Origin of the sequence: Streptomyces sp. NBC_01198 (assembly GCF_036010485.1) — a bacterium.
Classification (GTDB): domain Bacteria; phylum Actinomycetota; class Actinomycetes; order Streptomycetales; family Streptomycetaceae; genus Actinacidiphila.
In genome coordinates, this window is record NZ_CP108568.1 from 655,611 (window position 1) to 675,569 (window position 19,959).

Sequence of the window (19,959 nt, forward strand, 5' to 3'; positions counted from 1 at the left end):
CAGCTGAGCGGCAGGAAGGCGAACGCCATGGCGGATCAGGGCACCAACAAGACCGGCTTCGTCCGCGACGACGAGCTCAAGCGGGAGATGCAGGGCGAGCTGCAGGGCAACCGGACGCAGCGGTCGGACGACTCCTTCGACCCGGAGCCGTCCGGCGAGGACCCGCCCCTCGCGGAGCTGCGTCCCGCCGACCAGGGCGGGGGCGCGCCGCCCGGCATGACGCCGCTGGACGTGTCCGTCCGCAGTGAACTCGCCCGCCATCTGGAGCGGGGCGTCTTCCCCGCGCAACGGGACGGTCTGCTGGACGCCCTGCGCCGCAACCAGGCGCCGGACTCCGTGGTGAACCTCGTCGAGGACCTGCCCACCGGCGAGCGCTACACGAACGTGCAGGACGTCATGCGCGCCATGGGCCTCGGCGTCGAGGACCGCCGTGCCTGAGGCAGCCCACATGAGCCCTGGAGGCACGACCGGCGCCGCTAGGAGGCGTCGGTGCGGGGGAAGACGTACTCGTCGAGCACGATCCCGAGCGCCACGGCGGCCGGGATCGCCACCAGGCCGCCGATGATCCCCAGCAGTGACCCGCCGGCCAGCACCGCGACCACGGTCACCACGGGGTGCACGTCCACCGCGAACTTCATGGCCCGGGGCATGATCAGGTAGTCCTCGGCGACCCGGAACCCGACGTAGAAGGCCGCCGTGGCCAGGGCCACCGGCAGGGACACGGTCAGCGCCACCACGCTGACCACGATGCCGCCGACGGTCGAGCCGATCACCGGCACCATGTCCATCAGCGCCACGAAGATGCCCAGCGCGGCCGCGTAGGGGACGCCGATGACCTCGCACCACACGAAGGTGGCAAGGCCGGCGATCGCCGAGGTCACGATGTTGCCGAGCATGTAGCGGCCGACCCGCCGGAGGATCTCCTCGGTGACGGCCTGCACGCGGGGACGCCGGGTGCCGGGGACGAAGCGGTAGCAGAACTGCTTGATGGTGGGCAGCGCCGCCATCACGTAGAGGGTCACGGTGATCACGATGACCGTCGAGGTGATGAGGCTGATCACCAGCTGACCGGCCCCCAGCACACCGCCGGCCACCTGGGAGGCGCCGCCGGAGCTGAGCTTCGACTGCGCCTTCTCGATGATGTGGTAGTGGTCCTCCAGCCTCCCCAGGGTGGAGTGGTGGTCGTGCAGCTGCTGCCGCCAGCGCGGTACGCCGTCGCTCAGCGCGTTCACCGCGTCGGTGACCGGCGGGATGATCAGGGCCAGGAACCCGGCAAGCACACCGGCGAACCCGGCGAGCACCGCTGCCACCGACCAGCCCCGGCGCAGGCCGAGCCGTCCCAGCCAGGCCACGACGGGCTCCAGGCTGACCGCGATGAAGACCGCGAGCAGCAGGAGTGTCAGCAGCTCGCTCAGCTTGAGCACCGTCTGGACCAGCAGCCACGCCAGGATCGCCCCGAGTGCCAGCCCGAAGCCGATCTGGAACCAGGACCGCTGGACGGCGGCCGTCCGCACCGGCCGGCGCAGCCTCCCTCCGGCGGCCGGAGCGGCGGCCTGGACGACGGCCTGGACGTCCGCGCCCTCGCCGGGCGCCTCCGCGGTCCGGTCCTCCCCGGCGCGGTCCCGGTCGGCCGCCGCGACACCGGCCGCCCGCCGGGCCTCCCGCTCTGCCGGGGCCGGTGCGGTGTCGGGCCGGTGCGGCTCCTGGGCTGCGGAACCGGGCCTCGGTATCGCTCGGGCCGGTATGTCGGACACTGCGTCATCCCCCTTCGTGGCGATGGTCCTGGGCCCACGTCTCGCGACGCGCGGCCCGGGACCCTGCCGCCGACGGCACGACCCCGGCGGGCGTCTACCCCCACCTGCGCGGACGACGCACGCCGGCCGTGGCTCCACCGGGGGGGGTAACGCAGTGCCCGGGGCCGCAGCCCCGGGCGTGCCGGTCAGGCCCAGCCGGGCGGGGCGGCGAGCAGGCTGTCGTCCAGGTGGGCGAGCAGGTCGGCGGGTGAGTCGTAGACGGCCGCCATTCCGGTCTCGCGCAGCTCCTCGCGGGTCCAGCCGCCGGTCAGCACCCCGAGGCAGCGCACGCCTGCCTTGCGGGCCGCCTCGCCGTCCCAGGTCGCGTCCCCGACGAAGACCGCCCGTTCGGCCGGCACGCCGGCCTTCTCCAGTGCCTGCTGGACGAGGTCCGGGGCCGGCTTGCTGGACGAGACGTCGGAGGAGGTGGTGACCGCCGCGATCGCGTCGCCCGCGTCGAGGGCACCGATCATCACCTCGGCCTCCTTCTCCTTGGCCGACGAGGCCAGCACCACCCGCCAGCCGCGTACGGCACACGCCCGCAGCAGATCGTGCGCGCCGGGCAGCGGGGTCAGCCGGGACCAGAACTGCGCGTAGAGGGTGTCGTGGGCCGCGCTGAGCGCCTCGTCCCCGTCGTGGTCCCGCTCGGTGCCGAGCAGGGCGTCAAGCAGGTGGTCGCTGCCCATGCCGATGCTGCGGTGGATCCGGGCCATGGGCACCTGGGCCCCCTGCTGCCGCAGGGCCTCCCACCAGGCGATCGTGTGCAGGTAGACGGTGTCCATCAGGGTGCCGTCGATGTCGAACAGCACCGCTCCATCGGCGTCCTCGCCGGGTGTCTCGGGCGTGGTCATGCCTCATCCTCTCGGTGTCCCGGGGATGGCGCAGCTCCGGTCCGGCCGAACGGTTCCGCTCGGCCGGACCCGGACCGACCTGGCAGCGTCATTCGGGCCAGCTGCCGGTCATACGCTGCACCACGTGGGCGCCGCCCCGCTCGACGGTGGCCTTGACCACCGCGAAGATGGCGCCCTGCACGGCCGCCGCGAGCAGGATCTCCTGCCATCCGCGATCCTTGTCGGTGGCGTCCGGGGCCTCGTCCTCGTGGGTCACCAGCTTCCACGACTGCCGGAACACCGCACCGGCCACGGCCCCGCTGACGGCCCCGAGGATCAGCCCGACGGGCTTGTACGCAAGCGCCGCGCCCTTCATCCCCGCACTCCGCCCCGGCGCCCCTGCGCCAGTTCCGTCCGACCCGGGCATCCCCGGGCTCCGGCCCCGCGCTCACTCCTCATTCGAAGCACCCTCTCCTCGGTCCGCCTGGACTGTCCGCGTGCCCCGGAATCGGCGGCTCACCCCGACCTGCGCCGGATAGCGGGCGACTGTTGGAGGCGGCCCGGGAGCATCCGCTCCGGGGGGGGTGTCCCCTCGCCGGACCGCGCGCCGGACCGCTCAGCGGAGACGGCCGGCGGTGGCGTCGGCGTCGGGCGCCGGGGAGGGCGGGGGCGGGCTCAGGCGGAGGTGGCAGCGGACGGCCGTGCCGGTGGGAGTCGTGTGGATCCGGACCAGGTCGGTGAGGTAGTTGACCAGGAGGAGGCCGCGGCCGCCCGGGCGGCCGGGGGGCGGGATGTGGCGGCCGGCCAGCGGGTCGGCGATGTGGCCGGCGTCCTCGACCTCGCACACGATGTCGCCGCCCTCGGCCCAGATGTGCAGGGTGCCCGTGCCGCCGCCGTGGATCACGCTGTTGGTGGTGAGCTCGGCGACGACCAGCGCCAGGTCCTCGCACCGGTCGGCCGGCAGGCCGAGAGCCACCGCCTCGCGTACCGCGAAGGCGCGGGTGTCGGGCAGCAGCATCGCGTCGAAGCCGCGGGCCGGGCTGCCGGACGGGCGGGAGAACGGCTGGTTGTAGGCGTCGACCACGGTGTCGGGCGCGTAGCCGGGGCTGCTGCGCGGGACGTCGTCCTCGATGATCATCGGATGGGTGGCCAGGGCGTCGTCGAGGACCTGCCGGTCGAGCCGGGAGATGTCGAAGGGGCACAGGACGGTGGCCTCGCGGCCGGTGAAGGCGTGGTTGACCAGCGCCTCGTGCTGGGCGCAGGCCGCGTATTCGGCCGCGCTGCGGCCGGCCCAGATCGGCTCGCCGACGATCCGCACCCGGGTGCCGGCGTGGGCGTCGACGAAGGCACGCAGGATGCGGGGGATGATCCGTCCCGGATTGCGGCCGGCCTGCTCCATGTCGATCAGCCGGACCCGCCCGGCGGCGGCGCCGAGCGCGCTTTCCAGCAGGGCCAGCCGGCTGCCGGGTACGGCCACGGCCACCGCTTCGCCCGCGTCGAGCCCTGCCTCGACGAACGGCACTGTGCCGGCCAGATAGGAGTCGCTGTCCCGGTAGAACAGGGCCGGGTGGAGGAACGATTCGGTCGGCGTCCCCATGCTCGTCACTTCACCACCTCTAGTGCGGTCACATCAGGCCGGAAGATCTCCAGCGCCCGCCGCAGCGAAGCCGGCGGGCGGTCGAGAACGACACGCCGCCCGGCGGCCAGGTCCAGCGCCGCGACGGCCAGCGCACCGGCTCCGGCGACGTCGGAGAAGGCAAGGCCGGACAGGTCCAGCCGAACCGTCCCGCCGTAGTCACTCAGGCGTCTCAGAGCGTCTTCCCACGCAGGGCGGGTGATCACACTGATTTCTCCGGCGATCCGCAGCGCGTGCCGGCCCGGGAACTCCTGGACCTCCAGACGGGGGGCGTGCACCGGCGACGCCTGCCCTGCCAACCATCCACGCGCACCTCCGGCCCTGTCCCGCCAGATCGTAACCTGTCGTTCCGCCGCTGGGGAGAGGCGGTAGACGTACCGAATGTCGCTGTTGCGAGGGGTTCGGGCGCAGTGGTGGCGGCGTCACACGGTGAAGGGGGTGTCCTCGGGGGTGACCGGGGCGTGCAGGGTGGTGGTGCCGGTCAGGTAGCGGTCGGCGGCGGCCGCGGCGGAGCGGCCCTCCGCGATGGCCCACACCACGAGGGACTGACCGCGGCCCGCGTCGCCGGCGACGAAGATCCCGTCCGACCCCTCAGAGCCGTCGCGGCCCGCCGGGTGGGTGGTCTGCGCCGCGTAGCCGACGTCGCGGGCGAAGTTCCCGCGGCCGTCCAGCGTCAGCCCGAGCTGCTCGGCCAGGCCGGTGCCACGTTCGGGTCCGGAGAACCCCAGTGCGAGCAGCACCAGGTCCGCCGGGACCACCCGTTCCGTCCCGGGCCTGGGGCGCCTCGCCGCGGCTTCCACCTCCGTCAGGTGCAGCGCCTTCACCTGGCCGTCCTGGTCCCCCTCGAAGCGGAGGGTGGCGGCGGAGAACACCCGCGGATCGGTGCCGGCCCGGCCCCTGGCCTCCTCGTGGGCGTGCGAGATCCGGTAGACGCGCGGATACGTCGGCCAGGGCTCGGCCTGCGGCCGGACCGTCTCCGGTTCCGGGTTGATGTCGAGCTGGAGCACGGAGGCCGCGCCCTGGCGGAGCACCGTGCCGAGGCAGTCGGAGCCGGTGTCCCCGCCGCCGACGATCACCACGTGCCTGCCCTGGGCGGTGATCGGCGAGTCGGCGTAGTCGCCCTCCCCGGCCTGGTTGGACAGCGTCAGGTACTCCATCGCCTGGTGGACGCCGGACAGCCGCCGGCCGGGGACCGGCAGGTCCCGCTGCTCCCTGGCGCCCACCGCGACGACCATCGCGTCGTGCCGCCTCGCGAGCTCGCCGGCGTCGAGATCGCCGCCGACGTCCACACCGGTGCGGAAGGTGGTGCCCTCCGCCCGCATCTGGTCGATCCTGCGGTCGATCTGCCTCTTCTCCATCTTGAACGCGGGGATGCCGTAGCGGAGCAGCCCGCCGATCCGGTCGGCCCGCTCGTAGACGACGACGGTGTGGCCGCCGCGGGTGAGCTGCTGGGCCGCCGCGAGACCGGCGGGCCCCGAGCCGACGACGGCGACGGTCTTCTCGCTGAGCCGGTCCGGGGGCTGCGGCTCGGCGTATCCCCGCTCCCAGATCTGGTCGGCGATGCCCTGCTCGACGTTCTTGATCGTCACCGGATCGGCGTTGATGGCCAGCACGCACGCGTCCTCGCACGGGGCCGGGCACAGCCGCCCGGTGAACTCGGGGAAGTTGTTCGTGGCGTGCAGCCGCTCGGCGGCGGCCTGCCAGTCGCCGTGGGCCGCGTACACGTTCCACTCCGGGATGAGGTTCCCCAGCGGGCAGCCGTTGTGGCAGAACGGTATGCCGCAGTCCATGCAGCGGGAGGCCTGCTCGGAGACGACCGGGAGCAGCTGCTGCCCGGCGTAGACCTCGTCCCAGTCCCCCAGCCGCTCCTCGACGGGGCGCGGCGGGACCGCACGGCGGGGGTACTTCATGAAGCCGTAGATGTCGGTCATCCGCCGCCTCCCTCGCACGCTTGCGGAGCTGTACGGCGTTCACCCCAGTTTATGACTGCTTTGCCCGGATATTGACGGTTCGGCGGGCCCAATCTGCGAGGTGCGTCCTGCGGGGTGCCGCACCGGCGTACGCGGCCGGGCCGCAGGGTGTGCTCAGCTCGCGTCGACCGGCTCCGGTACGACCTCCATCCCGGGAATCGGGGACGGCAGCAGCCACAGGCTGTTGTTGGCGATGTCGAAGAACATCACGCCGAGACCCGACAGGAACTCCATCGCGCCGAGCAGCAGGGCGCTCTTCCAGTGCGGGCCGCCGACCACCGTCAGCAGCACCATTGGGCTGGGGTAGAGCACGGCTCCCAGCAGGATCGTCCGGCCCAGGCCGACGAGGTCGACGAGCTTGCGCGCCAGGACCGCGCCGAGCAGGCCGCCGGCCGCGCCCGCGCCGAGGGACAGTCCGATCGTGCCCGCCGACAGGCCGAGCACCCGGTTGGCGAAGAGGATGACGAGGGCCTGCGCGGCGAAGACGAAGAAGTTCATCGTCGTCGAGCAGGCCAGGCTGGCGCGCAGGACCGGGTGCCGGGCGATGAACCGGGCGCCGGTGGCCATCCTGGTGCGCAGCGGCAGGTGCGCGTCGGCCGCGGGCGGTGTCTCCCTGGTCCTGATGCGGCCGATCATCGTCGCGGAGAACAGGAAGGAGACCGCGTCCACGGCCACCGCGACGGGCGCCGTGACCGTCTGGATGAGCGCGCCGCCGACCGCCGGCCCGACCACGAAGGAGGCCGAACGGCTCGTGCTCAGCTTGCTGTTGGCGGCCACGTAGCCGGACCGGGGTATGAGCGTCACGAAGAACGTCGGATAGGCGACGTCGAACACCGTCTGCCCCACGCCGGTCACCGCGCCGACGACGTACAGCTGAGTGAGGCCGATCCCGTCCAGCGCGTAGGCGACCGGCAGGCTCGCCAGCGCGGCTGCCCGCAGGACGTCGGCCGCGACCAGCAGCCGCCTCTTGTGGGTGAGCGAGTCGACCCAGGCGCCGACGACCGGGGCCATCGTGTTCGGCAGCCATATCAGCGCCGTCAGCAGGGCGGCCTGCCGCGCGCCCACGTGCAACAGGGCCACCGCGATGAGCGGCAGCGCCAGTTCGCTGATCCGGTCGCCGAACTGGGAGACGGTCTGGCCGAGCCAGAAGGTGCCGAAGCGGCGGTCTGCGCGCGGAGGGCTCCCGGCCGTGCCCGGTGCCGCCGGACGCACCTGCTGGGGGCTGTCCACGGCATCCTCCGGTGGCGTAGTTCCGGCGACGGGAACACCGTACGCCACCCGCCGCCCGCATCGATGAACTCCCGCTCACCCGCGGCCCGGTGACACGAACGTCCGGGGACGGCCCGGCACCCGCCTGCCGCTCACCGCGCGCCCGGCCGTAAGCGGTCTTACGTTGGCTGGGGGGTCCGGCGATACCGAGGAGTGGTCATGGGCGACGACAAGAAGACGGGCAAGGCCAAGGACAGGGCGAAGGAAGCCCTGGGCATGGACGACCGCCGCAAGCAGGCCGAGGCCGAGAAGACCGAGGCCGCCAGGCAGCGGAAGACGAAGCAGGCGGAAGAGCCGGTGGACAACGGTCCGATGGAGTCGATCAACCGCGACGACACCAAGAGGTGACCCGGCGCGCGGGCCCTCACCCTCCGGGGTGGGGGCCCGTGGCGTGCCCCCCGCGGACGGACCGGGGTCAGTCGGCCAGCCCGAGCTGCTGCATCATCCCCAGCTCGTCGCTGCTGCCCCAGCGCTCGACCAGCTTGCCGTCCTCGAAGCGGCTGATCTGCATACCGCGGTAGCTCACCGGCCGGCCGGTCGGGGCGTGGCCCTTCAGGGTGCCGAGGTGCGTGCCGCTGATGGTGTACGCGAAGGCCAGCTCGTCGTCGGTCGCGACCAGGTGCTCGACCTCGACCTTCAGGTCCGGGAAGGCGGCGCGGATCTCCGCGAACATCGCCTTGTAGCCCTCGGCGCCCGGGCCCTGCCCCGGAGCGGGGTCGTGGTCGACCGAGTCGGCGGTGACGACCTCGTCCAGGGCGTCGAGCCTCCCGCTGGTGACGGCCTCGCCGAACGCGGTCTGGGCGGCGATGTTGGTCTGCTGGGACATGTCGCTCCTGCTGTCGTCGGAAGCTGCTCTCGTAGCCGGCGCCGAAGGCCGCGGGCGGCCGCCGCCGGGGCGGGGCCGCGCCCTCGGCGGCAAACTAGCCGGGCCCGGCGGCCACGGCACGTCACCTCGCCGGTCGCCCGCGGAAGACGACCGGCATCGCCCAGCCGGTGGCACGCTCCCGCCGGCTCAGACCAGTTCGACCTGCGGCACCGGCCCCAGTGGCTGCGCCGGGGCGGCCCGCGGTTCCCACAGGGCGGTGGTCCGTACGTAGGCGTGGATCACCGAGGCCAGCGCCAGGAGGAGCAGCGGTCCCGCCACCCACGGGTGGCCGGCCATCTCCCGCGGCAGGTAGCGGTAGGACAGCAGCAGCGCGGTGAAGACCGCCGCGCCGTGGGCGACCAGCCGCACTCCCGACAGGTCCCAGCCGTGGTCGAACGCGCGCAGCGCCGCCTCGACGGTGACGGCGAAGACCCCGCCGGCGACCAGGTCGACCCCGTAGTGCAGGCCGAATCCCAGCGTCGCGGTGAGGGTGGCGACCAGCCAGAAGGCGCCGGCGAAGCGCAGCAGCCGCGGGCCCCTGCGGGAATGGATGAAGATCGCGGTCGCCCACGCCGTGTGCAGGCTGGGCATGCAGTTGCGCGGGGTGATCTCGTCGAACGGTATCGGGTGCGGTGCGCCGAGCGGCGACGGCGTGTCGGGCCACAGGTTGGCCACCGCCCAGTGGCCGCCGTCGGTGCCGTACGCGAAGATCGGTCCGACCACCGGGAAGATCATGTAGACGGCCGGGCCCAGCAGGCCGATGACCAGGAAGGTGCGCACCAGATGGTGGTGCGGGAAGGCGCGTTCGGCCGCGACGTTCCGCAGCTGGTACATCGCCACCGCGACCGCGGCGACCGCGAGCTGGGTGTAGACGGAGTTGAGGAAGAAGTCGCCGGCCGGTCCTGTGGCCCGGACGATCCGGCCGACCACCCACGACGGGTTGCCCAGGGCATGGTCGGCGGTCGCCACGTACTGGTCGTACACCGCGGGGCGGGTCGCCGAGGTGATCAGCAGCCAGGTGTCACCGGCCTTGCGCCCGGCCACCAGCAGCAGGCCCAGCCCGACGCCCTTGAGCAGCAAGGCGCGTTCCCGGCCGGTGCGGCGGGTGACGGCGATGACCGCGCAGCCCAGGATCACCCACAGCGCGCCGGTGCCGAAGGGATGGCCCTCGGTCAGGTCGGCGCCGACCGACCACCGCACCAGCAGGTAGACGGCGTCGATGCCGATCGCCGTGCACAACGCGATGCGCCGCTCGCGCCAGGTGAGCACCACCATCGTCAACGCCATGCCGGCGTACAGCAGAAAGCCCGATTTGGGCGGTAGCGCCACCTCCCGTGCCTGCTCGGTGATCGGCCCGGGGAAGCCGTAGTGGCGTGCGGCGATCTCCAGGGCGACCAGGAACCCGAGGGCAGCCGCACCAGCCGCGGTCCACGGCGCCGCCGGTGACCGGAGCCACCCGACGAACGCGGTATCGCGGTCTTTTCGGGAGAATATTCGCGTTGTTATAGGTATCAATTGTCTGGCCGCTTTATTAGATCTTCATGAGTTCGAACATGCTAGCGGAGTGCCGCACGGGTGTTCCGCCGGTCCGCCGGACCCGTCCTCGTCACCGTCTCCGGGCGGTCAGCGCGGCATGCTAAAGGGAGGTCAGCGCGAGGGGCGGCCGGTCAGTATCCGGCCCGGCGGCGCAGGGAGCGGGGGCGGCCGTCGGGGTCGGCGATGAGGCGTTGCAGAGGGCGACTGGCCAGCGTCGCCGTGCGGGACAGCTCCGGGGCGGGATAGGGGCGCAGCCGGCCGGGCGGCCGGGGGCCGGAGCGGCCGCCGCGGTGCCAGGCTTCGAGTGCCGCGGCCGACCGGGCGAAGGCACGGAAGGCGTCGGCCGGGTGCAGGAGGGTGTCCGGGGCGTCGAGGTCGAGGTGTTCCGTGCCCAGTTCGAGCCGCAGGTCGCGGGCGAAGGCGCGGGCGCCGTCGCCGAGCCCGCCGGGGTCGCGGGGCAGGCGCGGGTCGGCCGTCCCGTCGAGGACCGAGCAGGCGAGCTCGGAGTCGTGGGTCCAGGAGCGGCGGTTGACGTTGTCGGAGCCCACCGCGGCCCATACGTCGTCGATGACGCACACCTTGGCGTGCACGTAGACGGGTGTGCCCGCGTGGTTCTCGACGCTGTAGACGGCGAACCGGTCACCTCCCGCGCGGCGCAGCTCCCGTAGCGCCTCGATCCGGCCGAGCAGGTTCATCGGCGCTGTCAGCCGCCCGTCCTGGTCCGGGTGGGCGGGGACGACCGCGGTCATCAGCAGGCCGGGGTGGCTGCTGAGCGCCCGGGCGAAGGCGGCCACCACCTCGGCCGACCACAGGTACTGGTCCTCCAGGTAGATCATCGACCGGGCCCGGTCCAGGGCCTTGTGGTAGCCGCGGGCGATGCTGCGCTCGCCGTCCGGCGCGAACGGGTAGCCGCGGCGGCGGGCCGGATACGTGCGCAGCAGCTGGACGGTCTGCGAGCCGCACGGCTGCGGGTCGGGCGGCTGCGGCGGCAGCGGGTCGGCGACGGTGTCCTCGTGGTGGATCAGTTGCCGCAGCCGGCTCAGCGGGCTGCGGCTGAGCGGCGACGGGTCCTCCCAGCGTTCCCTGAAGGTCGCCTCGACGTCGCCCACCGCGGGCCCTCTGACGGCGAGTTGGACGTCGTGCCAGGGCGGGCGGGGGCCGTAGGCCGCGGCCAGCGGGAGTGCCTTGGGGTCGCCGCCGTGCCGGGCGTCGTCGCGGCGGCTGTGGCAGAGGTCGATGCCGCCGACGAAGGCCACGTCGCGTTCCGGGCGGTCCGGGTGGCGCAGGACCACGAACTTCTGGTGGTGCGCGCCGCCGGGGCGTACCCGCATGTCCAGCAGGCACTCGCCGCCGGCCGCCTCGATCTCGTCGCCGAGGTGCCGGTTCTCCTGCTCGCTGAACTGCAGCCGGTCCAGATGCGAGCGCCACACCAGTCCCTTGACGACCACGCCCCGGCGGGCCGCGTCGCACAGCACCTCGCCGATCGCGCTGCCGGGGCCGTCGAGCAGTTCGTCCGGGTCGCCGCGCCAGTCGGTGAAGAACAGCAGGTCACCCGCGCGCTGGCTGCGGATCGCGGCCAGCAGCTCGGCGAAGTAGGCGGCGCCGTGCACCAGCGGGCGCACCTCGTTTCCCCGCGACCAGGCACACCGATCAATCCTGCGCTCGTCCAGCGCGGTCGCCGGATTGCCCCGCTCCTCCGGTGTGAGCAGCCAGTCCTCAGGCCCCATGTCGCCTGCCTCCGATCTGGTCGGCTCCCCCTGCCGCCTACCCCGGCCGGCCGCCGTCACCCGGCCGGGCCGGTGGAGTCGGCCGCGGCGGACGCGCCCGCGCGTCCGAGCACCTGCCGGTTGGCCGTACCCGACCCTCCGGGTGCGGACATCCCGGTGACCTCGCGGGCGGGTCGGCGTACATGTCCGGCGGACGGCACGCACTATGTGCCAAGACCGTCCGCCCGGTTCGTCATCCCTTCGCGCCCGCACCCGTCTCCGGGATCCGACGAGACGTCTCGCGAAGGAGATCTCCGTGACAGCGAAGCCCGCAGCCGCGCCAGCACGGGCCACCGTGTACGGCTACCCCCGCCAGGGACAGCACCGGGAACTGAAGAAGGCCGTCGAGGGGTACTGGAAGGGCCGCGTCAGCGCTGACGCGCTCCGGGCCACCGCCACCGAGCTGCGCGCCGCGAACTGGCGGCAGCTCGCCGAGGCCGGCATCGACGAGGTGCCTACCGGCGACTTCTCGCTCTACGACCACGTGCTCGACACCAGCGTCATGGTCGGCGCCGTCCCCGCGCGGCACCGGGCGGCCGTCCGGGCCGACGCCCTGGACGGCTACTTCGCCATGGCCCGCGGCACGCAGGACGTGGCGCCACTGGAGATGACGAAGTGGTTCGACACCAACTACCACTACCTGGTGCCCGAACTGGGACCCGACACCGTGTTCTCGGCCGACTCGTCCCAGCAGGTCGCCGAGCTGCGGCAGGCCCTCGCCCTGGGGCTCGCCGCCCGGCCGGTGCTGGTCGGCCCGGTCAGCTACCTGCTGCTCGCCAAACCCGCACCCGGCGTGGCCGGCGGCTACTCCCCGCTGGCGCTGCTCGACCGGCTGCTGCCGGTCTACGCCGAGGTGCTGGCCGACCTGCGCGCTGCCGGCGCCGAGTGGGTCCAGCTCGACGAGCCCGCCCTGGTCCAGGACCGCACCCCGGCCGAACTCGACGCCGCCGAAGGCGCCTACCACGACCTGGCCGCCCTCACCGACCGGCCGAAACTGCTGGTCGCCTCCTACTTCGACCGGCTCGGCGACGCCCTGCCCGCCCTTGCCAGGACCCCCGTCGAGGGCCTGGCCATGGACTTCACCGGCTCCGCCGCCGCCAACCTGGACGACCTGGCGGCCGTCGGCGGCCTGCCAGGCAAGCGGCTGGTGGCCGGCGTCGTCGACGGCCGCAACATCTGGATCAACGACTACGAGACGTCGCTGGCGACCCTGGCCATCCTGCTCGGCCTGGCCGACCACGTCGACGTCGCCGCCTCCTGCTCGCTGCTGCACGTCCCCCTCGACGCGGCCGCGGAACGCGGCATCGACCCGCAGGTGCTGCGCTGGCTGGCCTTCGCCCGGCAGAAGACCGCCGAGATCGCCACCCTGGCCGCCGGACTCACCCGCGGCACCGGCGCCATCGCCGCCGAGATCGCCGCGAACCGCGCCGACCTCGCGTCCCGCGCGGACTCGCCGCTGACCCGGGACCCCGCCGTACGCGCCAGGGCCGGCGCCGTCACCGACGCCGACGGCCACCGCCCGCAGCCGTACACCGAGCGCGCCGCCGCCCAGCGCGGCCGGCTGCGACTGCCGATGCTGCCGACCACCACCATCGGCTCCTTCCCGCAGACCGGCGAGCTGCGCACCGCCCGAGCCGACCTGCGCGCCGGCCGCATCGACACCGGCGCGTACGAGGAGCGGATCGCGACCGAGATCGCCGAGGTGATCGCCTTCCAGGAGCGGGCCGGCCTCGACGTCCTCGTCCACGGCGAGCCGGAACGCAACGACATGGTGCAGTTCTTCGCCGAGCAGCTGACCGGCTACCTGGCCACTCAGGACGGCTGGGTGCAGTCCTACGGCACCCGGTACGTGCGCCCGCCGATCCTGGCCGGCGACATCTCCCGCCCGCACCCGATGAGCGTGCGCTGGACCTCCTACGCGCAGTCCCTGACCGACCGCCCGGTCAAGGGCATGCTCACCGGGCCGGTCACCATGCTGGCCTGGTCCTTCGTCCGCGACGACCAGCCGCCGGGCGACACCGCCCGGCAGGTCGCCCTCGCCCTGCGCGACGAGGTGCGCGACCTGGAGGCCGCCGGCACCCCGGTCATCCAGGTCGACGAGCCGGCGCTGCGCGAGACCCTGCCGCTGCGGGCCGCCGACCGGCCCGCGTATCTGGCCTGGGCCACCGAGGCCTTCCGGCTCACCACCGCCGGTGTGGCGGCGGGCACCCAGATCCACACGCACATGTGCTACGCCGAGTTCGGCGACATCGTCGAGGCCATCGACGACCTGGACGCCGACGTCATCAGCCTGGAGGCCGCCCGCTCGCACATGCAGGTCGCCCGCGAACTCGCCGGCCACGGCTACCCGCGCGGGGCCGGCCCCGGCGTCTACGACATCCACTCGCCGCGGGTACCCGGTGCGGAGGAGGCCGCGGCGCTGCTCCGCGAAGGGCTGAAGGCCATTCCCGCCGAGCGGCTGTGGGTCAACCCCGACTGCGGCCTGAAGACCCGGGCCTGGCCCGAGACCGAGGCGTCGCTGCGGAACCTGGTGGCCGCCGCCCGCACCGTGCGCGCGGAACTGCCCGCCTCCTGAGCCGCGGGCGGCCGGCCGCGGAGCCGCCGGCCGCCCGCGGTCACACGTCCGGATACCACCCCGGGATCGTGGGGAGCACCCGCTGGGCGACACGGAGCAGCACCGTGTCGTCGGGCACCCCGCCGTCCGCGCGCCACAGGGTCACCTCGAAGGAGCCGCCGCTGTCCTTCGCGTCCCTGGCCACCGACAGCGCGCGGGCCAGGACGCCGGGATCGCTGTGCGAACCGCCACCGCCCAGCTGGACGCTGAGGCGGATGGTGCGGTCGGAGTAGATGACCGCCGGGCGGCCAAGCACCGTACGCTGACGGGCGTCGTCCCCGAGTACCCCCGCGGACCCGGCCACCGGGAGGCGATCGTAACTGGCCGCCAGATTCACCGTGTAGGTCGCGAACTCGACCTGGGTCGAGGGGGTGGCGATCGTGGCTCCGCCCGCGAGCCTGAGAGAGTCGTCGCTGCCGGTGGCACTGGCGGACTTCGCGATCTCCCCCGGCGTGCCCAGCAGTTCGGCGAGGTCCGCACGGTTCAGCGCCTCGCAGAGCTGCGCCCCGGAGGCGTGGCCTGACGCCGCGTCCGAGTCCCCGTCAGGACAGGTGGCCGCCGCCGGCGCGCCGGCCGAGGACTGCGTCCTGCCGACGACCCACAGGCCGCCGGCGAGCGCCCCCACCAGCACCAGGGCGGTGATGGCCTGCCCCCACGCGCCCGTTTCCTTCTCCGGCGCCTCGGCGGGCGCCGGAACCTCGTCTGCCATGTCCCCCACTTGCAGTCATCCCGCAGTATGTGACAGGGGAACGTAGCCCGTGATCATCCGGCACACAAGCAGGATTCGCGGTCAACTGCCGTCGGGGGGGGACGCGCCGGGCCGGCCCTAGGCGGGCAGCGGGTGGCCGCCGTCGCCCTCCACCACCGTGCGCTCGGCTTCGCCGCCGCTGACCTCCTCGACGATGGTGACGTCCACCGTGCCGTCGCCGGTGGTGTCGAACTGGTAGAGGTCCGCGGTGCCGTCACCGGTGGTGTCGGTCATCCAGATGTCGGGTTTGCCGTCACCGTTGGTGTCGGCGCTGAGGAGCAGGTGGTCTTCGGCCGCTGCGTCTGAAGTCTCGTTCGTCATGGCTGCCGTGTGCCCCTGCGGCCACCCGGCAAACTGCCCTCCGCGGCGCCGGACTTCGCCGCGGGCCGCGCCCCCCGCCCGCCGCAGGTGGCAGGCGCCGGCGGAGCGTGCCCGCGCCGATCCGGCGGTGCCGGGCGAGCGGGGACGGGGGCGGATGCCGCGGCGGGCCGTTGGTCCGGCACAGGGCTAGGAGCGGGCGAACTCCAGCAGGTCCGCGTTGAACTTCTCGGCGTATTTGGGGACCATCGCCATGCCGTGCGGCGCCCCGGGATAGACCTTGTACGTGGCGTCCTTGACGATCTTCGACGACTTCGCGCCCGCCGACACGATCGGCACGATCTGGTCGTCGTCACCGTGGATGATCAGCGTCGGGACGTCGAAGCGCTTCAGGTCCTCGGTCGTGTCGGACTCCGAGAAGGCCTTGACGCAGTCGTAGGCGCCCTTGATGCCGACCTGCATCGACCACAGCCAGAACTCGTCGAGCGTCCCCTGGCTCACGGTCGACCCGTCACGGTTCGCACCGTAGAAGCTCGCGCTGAGATCCCGGTAGAACTGCGAGCGGTCCGTCGCGACGCCCTGCCGGATCTGGTCGAAGACCTCTATCGGCGTACCTTCCGGATTCGCCTCGGTCTTGAGCATCAGCGGCGGGATCGCGCTGAGCAGCAACGCCTTCGCCACCCGGCCGGTGCCGTGGCGGCCGATGTAGCGGGCCACCTCGCCGCCGCCGGTCGAGTGCCCGACCAGGATCGCGTCGTGCAGGTCAAGTGCCTCGAAGAGGGCCGCCAGATCGTCCGCGTAGGTGTCGAGGTCGTTGCCCTCCCAGGTCTGCCCCGACCGCCCGCCGCCACGCCGGTCATGGGCGATGGCACGGAACCCGTTGTCCGCCATGAGCTGCAGCTGCGGGTCCCATGCGTCGGCGGTCAGCGGCCAGCCGTGGCTGAACACGACCGGCTGGCCCGAGCCCCAGTCCTTGTAGAAGATCTTCGTGCCGTCTTTCGCGGTGGTGAAAGGCATGGGCGTGCTCCTGTCTCTGGTCCTGAGCCGACCGCGACGGTCCGGAACATCCAAGACGCCGGAGGATTCAGCCGGACAGTCCGCAGGCATGCACCCGCGCGGCCGATCGTTTTCCACGGTACCCACGAACCACCCCCGCGGCGCGTCGAGCCGAATCCGCGCCCGCGCAATGCCGAGGACACCCGCGCCGATGACCTAGAGTCTGCGTCCGATGACACAGTGCATTCACGCAAGGGTGGTACCGCAGATGTTCCTGTCCAGGCGAGGCCCGGCCGGGCCCCCTCCGGCGCGCGCCGCGGCCGAGCGGCGCTGCCGGCGGTGACATCGGTCCTGGCCGCGTTCCCGTTGCCGCTCGCAGCCGCCGGCGACCCCTCCCAGCTGCTGCCGGCCCGGGAGCAGATGGCCTTCACCCTCGGCTTCCACATCATCCTGGTGCCGTTCGGCGTCGCGCTGACCACGCTGATGCTGGTGGCGAACTACCGCGGCCTGCGGCACGGGGACGCCGAGGCGATGCTGCTCGCCCGGCGCTGGTCCAAGGTCGCGGCCGTGCTCTTCGCCGTGGGGGCGATCACCGGCACCGTGCTGTCCTTCGAGCTCGGCATCCTGTGGCCCGGCCTGATGGGCCGCTACGGAGCCGCGTTCGGCTTCCCCTTCGCCATCGAGGGTCTGTTCTTCTTCCTCGAAGCGATCTTCGTGTCGATCTACATCTACGGGTGGTCCCGCCTCCGCCCGTGGACGCACTTCGCGGTCGGCATCGTGGTCTCGCTGTCGAGCATCGGCGGCGCCGCCGCGGTGATCGCCGCGAACAGCTGGATGAACCAGCCAGGCGGCTTCACGCTGCGCGGCGGCCGGGTCGCCTCCGTGCAGCCGGCGGACGTCTTCTTCAACGGGGCGTTCTGGTACGAGTTCCTCCACATGCTGCTGGCCGCCTACATCGTGGCCGGCTTCACCGTGGCCAGCGTCTACGCCGTCGGGATGCTGCGCGGGCGGACCTCCCGCTACCACCGCACCGGCTTCCTCATCGGGTTCGTCCCCGCCGCTGTCGCCGTGCCCTGCCAGATCGTGGTGGGCGACACGATCGCGCGGTACGTCTACGACTCCGAGCCGCGCAAGTTCGCCGCGATCGAGATGCTGCCCACCACCCGCACGCACGCGCCGGAAACGCTGCTCGGCGTGTTCATCGACGGGAGGGCCCGTTACGGCCTGCAGATCCCGGACGCGGCGTCGCTGCTGGCCGGCTTCAGCATCAACACCCGGATCAAGGGTCTGGAGGAGATCCCCGCGCAGGTGCGGCCCAGCGAGCGCGAGGTCAGCATCGTCCACCTGTGCTTCGACGTCATGGTGGGCCTGTCCTTCGCGCTGCTGGCGCTGGGGCTGTGGTACGCCTGGCTGCTGTGGCGCCGCAAGGCGATCGAGCGGCAGCGCTGGTTCCTGCGCGCGAGCGCCTTCGGCGGGCTGGCCGCGATCGCCTGCCTGGAGGCCGGCTGGGTCGTCACCGAGGTCGGCCGGCAGCCGTGGATCGTGGTGGGACACCTCCTCACCCGGGACGCGGTGGCCATGCACGGCAACCTCTGGGCCTTCTTCGCCGCCGTCCTGGCGATCTACCTGGCGGTGGGCCTGACCGCGGGAGCGGTGCTGACCTCCATGAAGCGGCGCTGGAAGGACGAGGGCGACGACAGCGTGGACGTCCCCTACGGGCCCGAGGGCGACCGGCCGGACCGGCAGCGGAAGGTGGGGATCTGATGCCCGCTCTGGTCGCCGTACTGCTCTTCGTCGGGATCGTCGCCTACAGCCTGCTCGGTGGGGCCGACTTCGGAGCGGGCTTCTGGGACCTGACCGCGGGCGGCGCGGCCAGGGGCCGGGCGCCGCGCGGTCTCATCGACGCCTCGCTCAGCCCGGTGTGGGAGGCCAACCACACCTGGCTCATCTACTGCCTGGTGATGCTGTGGACCGGCTTCCCCAGCGCCTTCGCCGCGATCACCACCACCCTCTACGTCCCGCTGGGGATCGCGGCTCTGGGCATCGTGCTGCGCGGGGCGGGCTTCGCCTTCCGCCACGCCTCGATGCGCACGCCGGAACAGCGGGTCTTCGGGGCGGCGTTCGCCGCGTCGTCGCTGCTGACGCCGTACTGCTTCGGTTCGATCGCCGGCGGCATCGCGTCCGGCCGGGTGCCGTCGGCCGGCAGCGGGAACGCGGTGACCAGCTGGCTCAACCCCACCTCCGCCCTCGGCGGCGCGCTCGCCGTACTGGCCTGCGCCTACCTCGCGGCCGCCTACCTGTGCACCGCGGCCGGCCGGCTGGCGGACACCGGCCTCGAACGGTACTTCCGGGACCGGGCGATGGCCGCGGCCCTGGTGACCGGCGCCGTCAGCATCGCCGGCATCTTCGTCCTCCACGCCGACGCCCGCCGCCTGTTCAACCATCTCAGCCACCGGGCGCTGCCCCTCGTGATCCTCGCGGGCCTCTGCGGCGTGGCCGGCATCGTCCTGCTGGCGCTGCGCAGGGGCGTCAGGATCGGCCTGCGGGAGAGCGCGGGGGCGGCGGTCGCCCTGGTGATCCTGGGCTGGGGCATCGCCCAATACCCCTTCCTGCTGGGCACCCACCTCTCCATCGACGACGCGGCGGCGCCGAACGCGACGTTGTGGGTGCAGGTGGGCGTGGCCATCGCGGCGGGGGTGCTGATCCTGCCCTCGCTGGTCATCCTCTTCCGGCTCGCCGGACGCGGTCACCTCGGCACCGCGGCCGACCAGAGCCACGGTTAGCCGCCCGCCGCCGCACCCGGCGGGCGGGTGCCGTCGCCCGCGAGGTCACCGGTCGCCGGGCAGCCGCTGCTCGGCGGCGTAGGCCGCCAGACGGTCCGCCAGCTCGGACGGGCGGCTGAGCGCCGGGGTGTGCCCGCCCGGGATCTCGTCGGGGGTGAGTCCGAGGCGCTCCCGGGCGACCCGGCGGAGGTAGCCGGCCGGGAACAGCCGGTCGTCGCGGCAGAGCAGGACCCGCGTCGGGACATCGGGCCAGGCCCGCAGCGGCGAGGGCTCCCCCATCCGGGCCTCCGACTGGGAGCGTCCCCGCTTCACCGCCTCGGCGGCCAGCTCAGGGGGCACGTCGGGGTAGAACACCTCGACGGTGCCGTCGTAGTGCTCCCGCGGCTCCGCCGCGTATCCGGTGTGGGCCCAGTAGTCGGCGGGGGCCTCGGCGGGTGCGGGGATCATCGGGGCGACCAGGACGATCAGGGCCGCCGGCACCCGTTCGCAGACCAGCGGGGCGGTGAAGCCGCCGAAGGACTGCGCGACGAGGACCGGACGTGGCCGGTCGCCGATCGCCTCGGCCACGGTGGCGGCGTATTCGGGCAGGCCGGCGGCGTCGTCCTCGCACGGCAGGTCGGGCGCGAGGGACTCATGGCCGCGCGCGCGCAGTTCCGCCTCCACCAGATGCCAGTACCAGCCGACATCGCCGGCGCCGTGGATCAGCACGAATGTGGCCACCCTGTCCCCTTCCCGATGTCCCGGTCCGGATCGGGGCCGCCCCGCCATTGTGCTGCCCGGGCGCCGGCTCCGCCCCGGGGACGGCACCGACAGGCCGGGGCCGGCTCCCGGCCGC

The 19,959-nt window shown here is 73.2% G+C and carries 19 protein-coding genes; 5 read left to right on the forward strand and 14 right to left on the reverse strand.

Translation table 11 applies throughout. The features are described from left to right. Positions 1–27: 27 nt before the first annotated feature. Positions 28–438 (forward strand): DUF2795 domain-containing protein, encoded by a 411-nt coding sequence (locus tag OG702_RS02940; protein WP_327287289.1) that lies wholly within the window; start codon positions 28–30, stop codon positions 436–438. 38 nt (positions 439–476) lie between these two features. Here the strand turns inward: OG702_RS02940 and OG702_RS02945 are convergent, their stop codons facing one another. The 7 genes from OG702_RS02945 to OG702_RS02975 form a co-directional block, all read right to left on the reverse strand. Further along, complete coding sequence (locus OG702_RS02945) at positions 477–1,754, reverse strand: AI-2E family transporter (RefSeq protein WP_327287290.1); 1,278 nt, start codon at positions 1,752–1,754, stop codon at positions 477–479. A 185-nt stretch (positions 1,755–1,939) separates the two neighbouring features. Then, positions 1,940–2,644, reverse strand: a complete 705-nt coding sequence (locus tag OG702_RS02950; RefSeq protein WP_327287291.1) for an HAD family hydrolase — start codon at positions 2,642–2,644, stop codon at positions 1,940–1,942. A gap of 88 nt (positions 2,645–2,732) precedes the next feature. After that, positions 2,733–2,999, reverse strand: a complete 267-nt coding sequence (locus OG702_RS02955) for a DUF4235 domain-containing protein (RefSeq protein WP_327287292.1) — start codon at positions 2,997–2,999, stop codon at positions 2,733–2,735. Positions 3,000–3,239: 240 nt separating this feature from the next. After that, entirely contained in the window at positions 3,240–4,220 is a 981-nt protein-coding gene (locus OG702_RS02960) for a sensor histidine kinase (protein ID WP_327293064.1), read from the reverse strand. Between the two features lie 5 nt (positions 4,221–4,225). Continuing rightward, complete coding sequence (locus tag OG702_RS02965) at positions 4,226–4,537, reverse strand: STAS domain-containing protein (RefSeq protein ID WP_327287293.1); 312 nt, start codon at positions 4,535–4,537, stop codon at positions 4,226–4,228. Between the two features lie 144 nt (positions 4,538–4,681). Next, on the reverse strand, positions 4,682–6,190 hold the full coding sequence (locus OG702_RS02970) for a glutamate synthase subunit beta (protein WP_327287294.1): 1,509 nt from the start codon (positions 6,188–6,190) through the stop codon (positions 4,682–4,684). Positions 6,191–6,343: 153 nt separating this feature from the next. Beyond that, positions 6,344–7,459, reverse strand: coding sequence for an MFS transporter (locus OG702_RS02975; RefSeq protein ID WP_327287295.1), 1,116 nt, complete (start codon positions 7,457–7,459; stop codon positions 6,344–6,346). A gap of 198 nt (positions 7,460–7,657) precedes the next feature. Between OG702_RS02975 and OG702_RS02980 the strand changes: the two genes are divergently transcribed. Continuing rightward, entirely contained in the window at positions 7,658–7,846 is a 189-nt protein-coding gene (locus tag OG702_RS02980) for a hypothetical protein (RefSeq protein WP_327287296.1), read from the forward strand. A 67-nt stretch (positions 7,847–7,913) separates the two neighbouring features. Here the strand turns inward: OG702_RS02980 and OG702_RS02985 are convergent, their stop codons facing one another. The 3 genes from OG702_RS02985 to OG702_RS02995 all read right to left on the reverse strand — a co-directional run bounded on the left by OG702_RS02985 (position 7,914) and on the right by OG702_RS02995 (position 11,626). Beyond that, positions 7,914–8,324, reverse strand: coding sequence for an ester cyclase (locus OG702_RS02985; RefSeq protein ID WP_327287297.1), 411 nt, complete (start codon positions 8,322–8,324; stop codon positions 7,914–7,916). A 186-nt stretch (positions 8,325–8,510) separates the two neighbouring features. After that, positions 8,511–9,761 (reverse strand): phosphatase PAP2 family protein, encoded by a 1,251-nt coding sequence (locus tag OG702_RS02990; RefSeq protein ID WP_327293065.1) that lies wholly within the window; start codon positions 9,759–9,761, stop codon positions 8,511–8,513. Positions 9,762–10,030: 269 nt separating this feature from the next. After that, a complete protein-coding gene (locus OG702_RS02995; protein WP_327287298.1) occupies positions 10,031–11,626 on the reverse strand; it encodes a phospholipase D family protein in 1,596 nt (531 codons plus the stop codon). Between the two features lie 295 nt (positions 11,627–11,921). On the opposite strand from OG702_RS02995, the gene metE reads away from it, so the two are divergent. Next, complete coding sequence (metE, locus tag OG702_RS03000) at positions 11,922–14,240, forward strand: 5-methyltetrahydropteroyltriglutamate--homocysteine S-methyltransferase (protein ID WP_327287299.1); 2,319 nt, start codon at positions 11,922–11,924, stop codon at positions 14,238–14,240. A 40-nt stretch (positions 14,241–14,280) separates the two neighbouring features. Here metE and OG702_RS03005 read toward each other — a convergent pair whose 3' ends face one another. The 3 genes from OG702_RS03005 to OG702_RS03015 form a co-directional block, all read right to left on the reverse strand. Next, a complete protein-coding gene (locus OG702_RS03005) occupies positions 14,281–14,988 on the reverse strand; it encodes a DUF6215 domain-containing protein (RefSeq protein ID WP_327287300.1) in 708 nt (235 codons plus the stop codon). Between the two features lie 117 nt (positions 14,989–15,105). Further along, positions 15,106–15,348: a hypothetical protein gene (locus OG702_RS03010; RefSeq protein WP_327287301.1), complete on the reverse strand. Its 243-nt coding sequence runs from the start codon at positions 15,346–15,348 to the stop codon at positions 15,106–15,108. Between the two features lie 186 nt (positions 15,349–15,534). Next, positions 15,535–16,362: an alpha/beta fold hydrolase gene (locus tag OG702_RS03015; RefSeq protein WP_327287302.1), complete on the reverse strand. Its 828-nt coding sequence runs from the start codon at positions 16,360–16,362 to the stop codon at positions 15,535–15,537. Between the two features lie 318 nt (positions 16,363–16,680). On the opposite strand from OG702_RS03015, the gene OG702_RS03020 reads away from it, so the two are divergent. Together OG702_RS03020 and OG702_RS03025 are read left to right on the forward strand one after the other, a co-directional pair. Next, positions 16,681–18,105, forward strand: a complete 1,425-nt coding sequence (locus tag OG702_RS03020; RefSeq protein WP_327287303.1) for a cytochrome ubiquinol oxidase subunit I — start codon at positions 16,681–16,683, stop codon at positions 18,103–18,105. Continuing rightward, on the forward strand, positions 18,105–19,124 hold the full coding sequence (locus OG702_RS03025) for a cytochrome d ubiquinol oxidase subunit II (RefSeq protein WP_327287304.1): 1,020 nt from the start codon (positions 18,105–18,107) through the stop codon (positions 19,122–19,124). Before OG702_RS03020 ends, OG702_RS03025 begins: the two co-directional genes overlap by 1 nt. Positions 19,125–19,169: 45 nt before the next feature. Here the strand turns inward: OG702_RS03025 and OG702_RS03030 are convergent, their stop codons facing one another. Then, on the reverse strand, positions 19,170–19,844 hold the full coding sequence (locus tag OG702_RS03030) for an alpha/beta fold hydrolase (RefSeq protein ID WP_327287305.1): 675 nt from the start codon (positions 19,842–19,844) through the stop codon (positions 19,170–19,172). Positions 19,845–19,959: the final 115 nt, after the last annotated feature.